Raw genomic sequence first — 7378 nt, forward strand, 5'->3', positions numbered from 1 at the left:
CCACCGCGAAACGGTGGGCGCCCTTCGGCGTACTGCTGGGGGAGGAGGTCAGTCCTTGAGCTCGCAGATGACCTCGCCCTGCGGGACGGTCGCGCCGACCTCGGCGGCCAGACCGGTGACGACACCGGCCTTGTGGGCCTTGAGCGGCTGCTCCATCTTCATCGCCTCGATGACCACGATGACGTCGCCCTCGGCGACCTCCTGGCCCTCCTCGACAGCGATCTTGACGATGGTGCCCTGCATCGGGGAGGCGACGGCGTCACCGGAGATGTTGGCGCCGGCCTTCTTGCGGGCGGTCTTCGGCTTCTTCGCCGCGGCGGCACCGCCACCGGCGGACAGGCCACCGAGACCGGCCGGGATGACGACCTCGAGGCGCTTGCCACCGACCTCGACGACGACCTTCTGACGCTCGCCGGCCTCCTCGGCCTCGCCCGCCTCGCCCTTGTAGGGCTCGATCGTGTTGTTGAAGTCGGTCTCGATCCACGTCGTGTAGACGTCGAACGAACCCTCGCCGGTCGGGTTGGACGCGCCAACCCAGGCGGGGTCGTTGACGATGACCTCGTCGAAGGTGAGCGCGGTCGGCATGCCGTCGACCTCGAACTCGGCGATCGCACGACGCGACCGCTCGATCGCCTGGGTGCGGTCACGACCGGTGACGATCAGCTTCGCGACCAGCGAGTCGAACGAGCCCGGGATGGTCTCGCCGTTCTCGTAGCCACCGTCGACGCGGACGCCGGGACCACCGGGGATGTTCCACTTGGTCAGCGTGCCGGGGGCCGGCATGAAGTTGTTGCCGCCATCCTCGGCGTTGATGCGGAACTCGATCGAGTGGCCACGGACCTCCGGGTCGTCGTAGCCAAGCTCCTCGCCCGCGGCGATGCGGAACATCTCGCGGACCAGGTCGATGCCGGTGACCTCCTCGGAGACACAGTGCTCGACCTGGAGGCGGGTGTTGACCTCGAGGAAGGAGATCGTGCCGTCGTTGGCGACCAGGAACTCGCACGTGCCGGCGCCGACGTACTTGGCCTCGCGCAGGATCGCCTTGGACGACTCGTAGAGGCGGGCGTTCTGCTCGTCGGTGAGGAACGGCGCGGGCGCCTCCTCGACCAGCTTCTGGTGGCGACGCTGCAGCGAGCAGTCGCGGGTCGAGACGACCACGACGTTGCCGTACTGGTCAGCGAGGCACTGGGTCTCGACGTGACGCGGCTTGTCGAGGAACTTCTCCACCAGGCACTCGCCACGACCGAACGCGGAGATCGCCTCACGGGTCGCGGACTCGAACAGCTCCGGGATCTCCTCGAGCGTGCGGGCGACCTTGAGGCCGCGACCGCCACCACCGAAGACCGCCTTGATGGCGACCGGGAGGCCGTGCTCCTTGGCGAACTCGACGATCTGGTCGGCGTTCTCGACCGCGTCCTTGAGACCCGGGGCGAGCGGCGCACCAGCGGCGAGGGCGATCTGCTTGGCCTTGGCCTTGTCGCCCAGGCCGTCGATCGCCTCCGGGGACGGGCCGATCCAGATCAGGCCGGCGTCGAGGACGGCCTGCGCGAAGTTGGCGTTCTCGGCGAGGAAGCCGTAGCCGGGGTGCACCGAGTCGGCGCCCGACTCCTTGGCGATGTTGATGATCTTCTCGATCACCAGGTACGAGTCGGCCGGCGTCGAGCCGTTGAGGCTGTAGGCCTCATCAGCGAGGCGGACGAACAGCGCGTCGCGGTCAGGCTCGGCGTACACAGCAACGGAGCCGATACCGGCGTCCTTGCAGGCGCGGATGACGCGGACGGCGATCTCACCACGGTTGGCGATGAGGACCTTCTGCAGGGGCTTGATCTCGGGCACGGCACACTCCTGTATCGATGTCGGGCTCGACGAGCGAGTCTAGGGGTACATCCGGTTCCCGCGCGCCGTACATCGATGTGTGGACCGCCACGCCGTGCGCGGGAGCGCCCGGACGCTCAGCCCGTGACGATGTCCCGGCGGCGGTAGAGCACGGCCGACGCTGCGACGAGGGCGGCCGTGACGGCCAGCAGCACGACCAACGGCGTGACCTCCAGGTCGGCTCCCGGCAGTGCCGGGATGTGCCGGTACGGCGAAAGCTGCTGCATCCAGTCCGGCAGGCGCATCAGGGGGCCGAACTCGCCCAGCACCACCACGCCGACCAGTGCAGCCCACGCATACACGGCTGCGCGCGACGACGCGGCGTACAGCAGGAGAGCGACGGCGGCCATCGTCCAGGCTGCGGGGATCCGCACCAGTGATGCGCCCGCCACGGAGAGAAGCTGGCTGACCTCACCGGTGTCCAGGGCGCGGGCCAGCCCGGCGGCGGTGCCGAGCAGCACGATGAGAACGGCGGAGCCGAGGAGCGCGACGGCGAGGTGTGCGAGCGCCCAGCGGATGCGTCCCGTGGGCGTGGCCAGCACCTCCTCGGCGCGGCCATGCGCCTCCTCCCCAGCCAGCCTCACGATCAGGCTGACCGCGAAGGCAGCGGCGACCAGAGCCGTGAAGTCGAGCTCAGTGGCGAGGAAGGCGTCGATCAGCCGGTCCGTGCCGCCCAAGGCGCGGATCATCTCCGCAGCGGCGGGAGCGCCTTCGAGGAACTGCGGCACGCTCGAGGCGATCGAGCCGAGGAGGAAACCGAGCAGTGCGAATCCGGATGCCCAGCCCGCCAGTGCCAGGCGGTGCAGACGCCATGCGAGCGAAAGCGGTCCGGTGGGGCCGCCGTGTGCGGGTCCGGCCCGGTCGGCGAGCACCCCCGCACCGAGGTCACGCCGTTGCTCCACCAGCACCGCGGCAGCCGCGACCGCCACCGCCGCGAGCAACGCGAAGGCCGCCGGCCACCACCGGTCCCCGGCGTAGGCGCGCATCTGCTGCGACCAACCCACCGGCGAGGCCCACGTGAGCCAGGCCGGTCCGCTGGTGTCACCCACCGCCCGCAGGACGTACGCCGCGAGGAGGGCCGCCACCGCGATCCCGCGGCTGGCGCGAGCTGAGGTGGCGAGCTGGGCCGCCACTCCTCCGACGGCAGTGAAGACGAGCCCGCACACCGCCCAGGCGGCGCCGAGGGTGAGCGACCCGCCCAGCGGAAGCCCTGCGGCTGCGAGGGCACCGGCGCTCAGGCCGCCAACCGCGACGACGGTGAGCGCGGCCGTGCCGAGGGCGGCGGCGAGGGCGGCGTGACGCCCGACCGCTCCGGACGCTGCGAGCTCGGTTCGGCCGACTTCCTCGTCGGCCCGGGTGTGGCGGATCACGAGGAGCAGCCCGAGCAGCCCGACGAGCGCCGCGCCCATCGCGTTCATCTTCATCATCCCGATCGCGCCGAGCGCGGTGACGTCGTAGATCGGGCCATACAGGGCGACGAGTGCCGGGGTCGCGTTGACCGCATGGCCCGCCGCCGCGAGGGAGACGGGGTCGCCGTACAGGCTCTCCGTGGCGGCTGCACTGCCGAAGGAGACGACGACGAACACGGCGACCCAGGACGGGATGAGGAGCCGGTCCCGCCGCAGCGCCATGCGCAGCAGGAGGGTCCAGCCGTTCATGCCTGGTCTCCGTAGTGGCGGAGGAAGAGCTGTTCGAGGGTGGGCGGCTGGCTGACCAGGGAGGAGATGCCTGCTGCCCCGAGCCGGGCGAGCAGGTCACCGAGGGCAGGAGTCGGCACGAGGCAGCGCACGCGGCCTCCCTCGATATCGAGGTCGCGCAGGTCGAGCCCCGCAAGGTCCGGGACTGGTCCGGTCAGGGTGGCGTCCACGGACGTCTCCGTCAGGTGGCGCAGGTCCGTGAGGCTGCCGGTCTCCACGGTCCGGCCGTTGCGGATGATGCTGACCCGGTCGCAGAGTGCCTCGACCTCGCTCAGGATGTGGCTGCTGAGCAGGACGGTGCGGCCACGGCTGCGCTCCTCCTGGACGCACTCGCGGAAGAGTTCCTCCATCAAGGGGTCCAGGCCGCTGGTGGGTTCATCGAGGATGAGCAGCTCGGCGTCGCTCGCCAGGGCGGCGACGAGGGCGACCTTCTGGCGGTTTCCCTTGGAGTAGGCCCGTGACCGCTTGGTCGGGTCGAGCTCGAACTTCTGGATGAGCTTGTCGCGCCGCCCCGGGTCGACACCGCCCCGCAGCCGGCCGAGCAGGTCGATGACCTCGCCACCGGTGAGCTGGGGCCAGAGGTTCACGTCGCCCGGGACGTAGGCCAGGCGCCGATGAAGCGCGGTCGCGTCACGCCACGGGTCGCCGCCGAGGAGCGTCACGCTGCCGGCGTTCGAGCGGAGCAGGCCGAGGAGGACCCGGATGGTGGTCGACTTGCCGGACCCGTTGGGTCCGAGGAAGCCGTGGACTTCGCCGGTGCGAACCGTCAAGTCCAGTTCGTCGAGTGCGCGGATTGACCCGAAGGTCTTGACCAGGCCGGCGATCTCGATCGCGTTCGTCATGCCTCCACTGTGCCGTGTTCCCGGTGCCTGGAGCAGGGACTTTCGTCGGGTGCCCGCAGGCCCATGCCGGGATCCGATGCAACCTTTCGGGCGCGTCAGTAGTCGTCCTCACACACCGTGGCCCACGCTGTGACCGAGAGGGGGACCGATGGACGTGTTGCGCGATGTCTTCGACACGTCGTACCGGCGCCTTGTCGGCCAGCTGTACGGAGTCTGCGGCGACCTCGCTGAAGCGGAGGACGTCGTGGCCGAGGCATTCGTCCGGGCGGCGGACAAGCGGCACGCGTTCGAGACTGCGGACAACCCGGAGGCGTGGCTGCGCACGGTCGCGGTCAACATCGCGAGGACCCGGTTCCGTCGACGCATGGTGGGCGAGCGCCTGCTCCGTCTCCACCCGCCGGCCGGTGATCGGCACCCCGACCTGGGCGAGGACCGGATGGCACTCGTCGTGGCCCTCCGCGAGCTTCCCGTTGCCCAGCGCGAAGCGATCGCGCTCCACTACTTCGCCGACCTTCCGTTGCACGAGGTGGCTGCGGCGACCGGAAGCCCGATCGGGACCGTCAAGGCGCGGATCAGCAGGGGACGCCGCGCCCTGGCCGACCGGCTGTCCGGCCTCGAGTTCGTGGAGGAGGAACCTCATGCCTGAGCCCGACGAGATCGCCCGGGCTGCCGGTCGCGCGGCTCGGCTGCCTGACTTCGACGCGCTTGTCGCGCGGGGTGCGCGGCGCCGGCGATTGCGGCGCACCGTTGCGGGCGTGGGCCTCGCGGGAGCGGTGGCAGGCACGACGCTCACCGTTCTGGCCCTCGGCCGCGCTCCCGAGCCTGCGCCCACGCCCGCACCCCACGAGCTCTCCGGCCTGGTCTTCACGCGCGATGACGGCACCACCTTCCGCTCCGGGAGGGTGAGCGTCGCCTGCGTCCGGAGCGATGCCAGCAACGGCGGCCCGGAGGCGGAACCATCCACGGAGGTGATCCGGGTCTCGGGTCGTGTCGGTGAGCGCCCGGCCAGTGACGACGTCGCGTGGAACCTCCGCATGGAGGTGCCCATCGCGGATGCACGCGACGGGCTCACCCTCAGCCTGCCGACGACCGAGCCGGCGTACCTCTTCGTGGGGGATGTCCGCGACGGCAACGAGCTCTCGAGCGCGGCTGAGGGAAGCAGCGGCACCCTGAAGGTCCTTGCGGCATCCTGCGGCCCGCGGCCGTCGATCACCTTCACGGTCGACGGCCTCCTCGGCAGCGAGTTCGGCGACCTGGCGGACGTGGCGGTCGCGGGCGGTCTCACGGTCACCGCGGACGCCCCGACGTCGCCGGCCGCCACCGCTGACGCACGACTCTCGGCGCTGGTCCACTCGCAGACCGACCCGGCGATTGCCGCGTCGGTGTGGCGCCGGTGCGAGGGCGGCAGCGCTTGCCGCTTCCGGGTCGCCGTCACCGACGACGGTTTCCGGACACGGCACGAGGTGAGCCGCGCCTTCGCGAGCGCGCCTGTGGTCGTCGCCGACGGCGGGCGCTTCCACCTCCAGGGGACGGCTGGCCTCGGCTGGATCCTGGACACCGACGGAACACTGCAGGAGGTCCAGCGTGGCAGCGGCCTGCCCGAGAGCCCGGGCCCGGTGTTCATGGCGGGGGACGGCGCGTGGATGGTCCTCGACATGTCGGCGGCGACGGCGTACCCGGTACGCGCTCCGGAGGGAGCTGACCGCCTCTCGCAGGTGGTCCGGCTCGACCCGACACCGGGCAGCCGCGACTACAACCAGCCGCTCCTCGGCCTGTCGTATGCCGACGGCGTGACCGCCTACCTGTCCTCCGACAGCGGGGGGACCTGGCAGCCGCTGGGCGAGCTGCCCGAGGCACTGTACGGAGTCGTCCGCCGCGCCGACGGCGGTCCCGCCCTGCTGGTCGAGGGTGGTGACGGGGCAACGCTCTTTCCGTTCGACGCACTCCAGGAGCTGGCCGAGGACGGCACGTTCCACCGCACGCCGATGGGCAGCGACCCGAGGGCCTACGTCGGTCCACAGGTCGTCCTCGCAGACGGCACGCTGCTCTCGTCGGTCGAAGCGTGGAGTGACAGCAACGGGGCGGGCACGGGCACACCGCCGGGGCTCTACGCGAGCGATGGGGACGACTGGACCACGCTGCGGCGGGTGCGGAGCGGTGCGCCGTACGACGACCCGCGGACACCCGTCGACCTGCTCGACGTCCTCGTGGACGGTGAGTCGGTCACGCTCGTCGCAGGGGCACCGGCTGGCGACGACCAGGCGGCGTACTCCTCCACGGACGGCGGCCGGACGTGGCGGGCGATGCCGGCGCGATGAGCGTCAGCCCCGGGCCCAGAAGTCGGTCCACGAGCGGCCGAGCTCAGCCAGCTGCGTGCGGACCAACGGCAGGGAGACGCCGACGACGTTGTGGTGGCAACCCTCGATGCCGGTCACGAACGCACCACCGAGCCCGTCGACGGTGAACGCACCGGCGACGTGCAGCGGCTCGCCCGTCGCGACGTATGCCGCGATCTCGGCGTCGCTGACGTCGGCGAAGTGGACGGTGGTCGCCGCGGTCGACGACACCGTGCGGCCCGTGGCCGTGTCGTGCAGCGCGTGCCCCGTGACGAGTACGCCGGAGCGGCCGCGCATCGCCTGCCACCGACGGATCGCCTCCTCCGGCGTGCCCGGCTTGCCGAGTGCCTCGCCGTCGAGCTCCAGGACCGAGTCGCAGCCGAGGACGACGGCATCGGCCGGCAGGTCCTCGCGCTCGACGACGGCCGCGCACTTCAGCTCGGCGAGGCGCAGCGCCAGCTCGGTCGGCGCCAGCCCGGCCAGCTGGTCCTCGTCAACGCCGCTGACGATCACCTGCGGGTCGAGCCCGGCCTTGCGGAGCGTGGCGAGGCGGGCGGGGGACTGGGAGGCGAGGACGAACGTCACGCGCAGACCCTATCCAGCAGGTCGTCCGCCTGAGCCCTACCTA

At 71.4% G+C, this 7378-nt stretch carries 6 protein-coding genes; 2 read left to right on the forward strand and 4 right to left on the reverse strand.

Translation table 11 applies throughout. The features are described from left to right. Positions 1–48: 48 nt before the first annotated feature. From EPD65_RS15900 to EPD65_RS15910, 3 genes are all read right to left on the reverse strand, one after another. Complete coding sequence (locus EPD65_RS15900; RefSeq protein WP_131585905.1) at positions 49–1836, reverse strand: acetyl/propionyl/methylcrotonyl-CoA carboxylase subunit alpha; 1788 nt, start codon at positions 1834–1836, stop codon at positions 49–51. 116 nt (positions 1837–1952) lie between these two features. Continuing rightward, complete coding sequence (locus EPD65_RS15905) at positions 1953–3533, reverse strand: ABC transporter permease (protein WP_131585908.1); 1581 nt, start codon at positions 3531–3533, stop codon at positions 1953–1955. After that, positions 3530–4414 (reverse strand): ABC transporter ATP-binding protein, encoded by an 885-nt coding sequence (locus tag EPD65_RS15910; protein WP_131585910.1) that lies wholly within the window; start codon positions 4412–4414, stop codon positions 3530–3532. The genes EPD65_RS15905 and EPD65_RS15910 overlap by 4 nt, the downstream gene beginning before the upstream one ends. A gap of 148 nt (positions 4415–4562) precedes the next feature. On the opposite strand from EPD65_RS15910, the gene EPD65_RS15915 reads away from it, so the two are divergent. Next, complete coding sequence (locus tag EPD65_RS15915) at positions 4563–5060, forward strand: RNA polymerase sigma factor (RefSeq protein WP_131585913.1); 498 nt, start codon at positions 4563–4565, stop codon at positions 5058–5060. After that, positions 5053–6732, forward strand: coding sequence for a hypothetical protein (locus EPD65_RS15920; protein WP_131585916.1), 1680 nt, complete (start codon positions 5053–5055; stop codon positions 6730–6732). The genes EPD65_RS15915 and EPD65_RS15920 overlap by 8 nt, the downstream gene beginning before the upstream one ends. Positions 6733–6735: 3 nt before the next feature. Here EPD65_RS15920 and EPD65_RS15925 read toward each other — a convergent pair whose 3' ends face one another. After that, the gene (locus EPD65_RS15925) at positions 6736–7335 is read right to left on the reverse strand and encodes a Maf family protein (RefSeq protein ID WP_207891580.1); all 600 of its coding nucleotides are present in this window, start codon (positions 7333–7335) and stop codon (positions 6736–6738) included. Positions 7336–7378: the final 43 nt, after the last annotated feature.

It is taken from the genome of Nocardioides jejuensis, from assembly GCF_004337475.1.
GTDB classification, from domain to species: Bacteria; Actinomycetota; Actinomycetes; order Propionibacteriales; family Nocardioidaceae; genus Nocardioides; species Nocardioides jejuensis.

Excerpts from the sequence above, each read along its gene's own strand:
- EPD65_RS15905 (WP_131585908.1), bottom strand. The coding sequence starts at position 3,533 with ATGAACGGCTGGACCCTCCTGCTGCGCATGGCGCTGCGGCGGGACCGG.
- EPD65_RS15910 (WP_131585910.1), bottom strand. The coding sequence starts at position 4,414 with ATGACGAACGCGATCGAGATCGCCGGCCTGGTCAAGACCTTCGGGTCA.
- EPD65_RS15915 (WP_131585913.1), top strand. The coding sequence starts at position 4,563 with ATGGACGTGTTGCGCGATGTCTTCGACACGTCGTACCGGCGCCTTGTC.
- EPD65_RS15920 (WP_131585916.1), top strand. The coding sequence starts at position 5,053 with ATGCCTGAGCCCGACGAGATCGCCCGGGCTGCCGGTCGCGCGGCTCGG.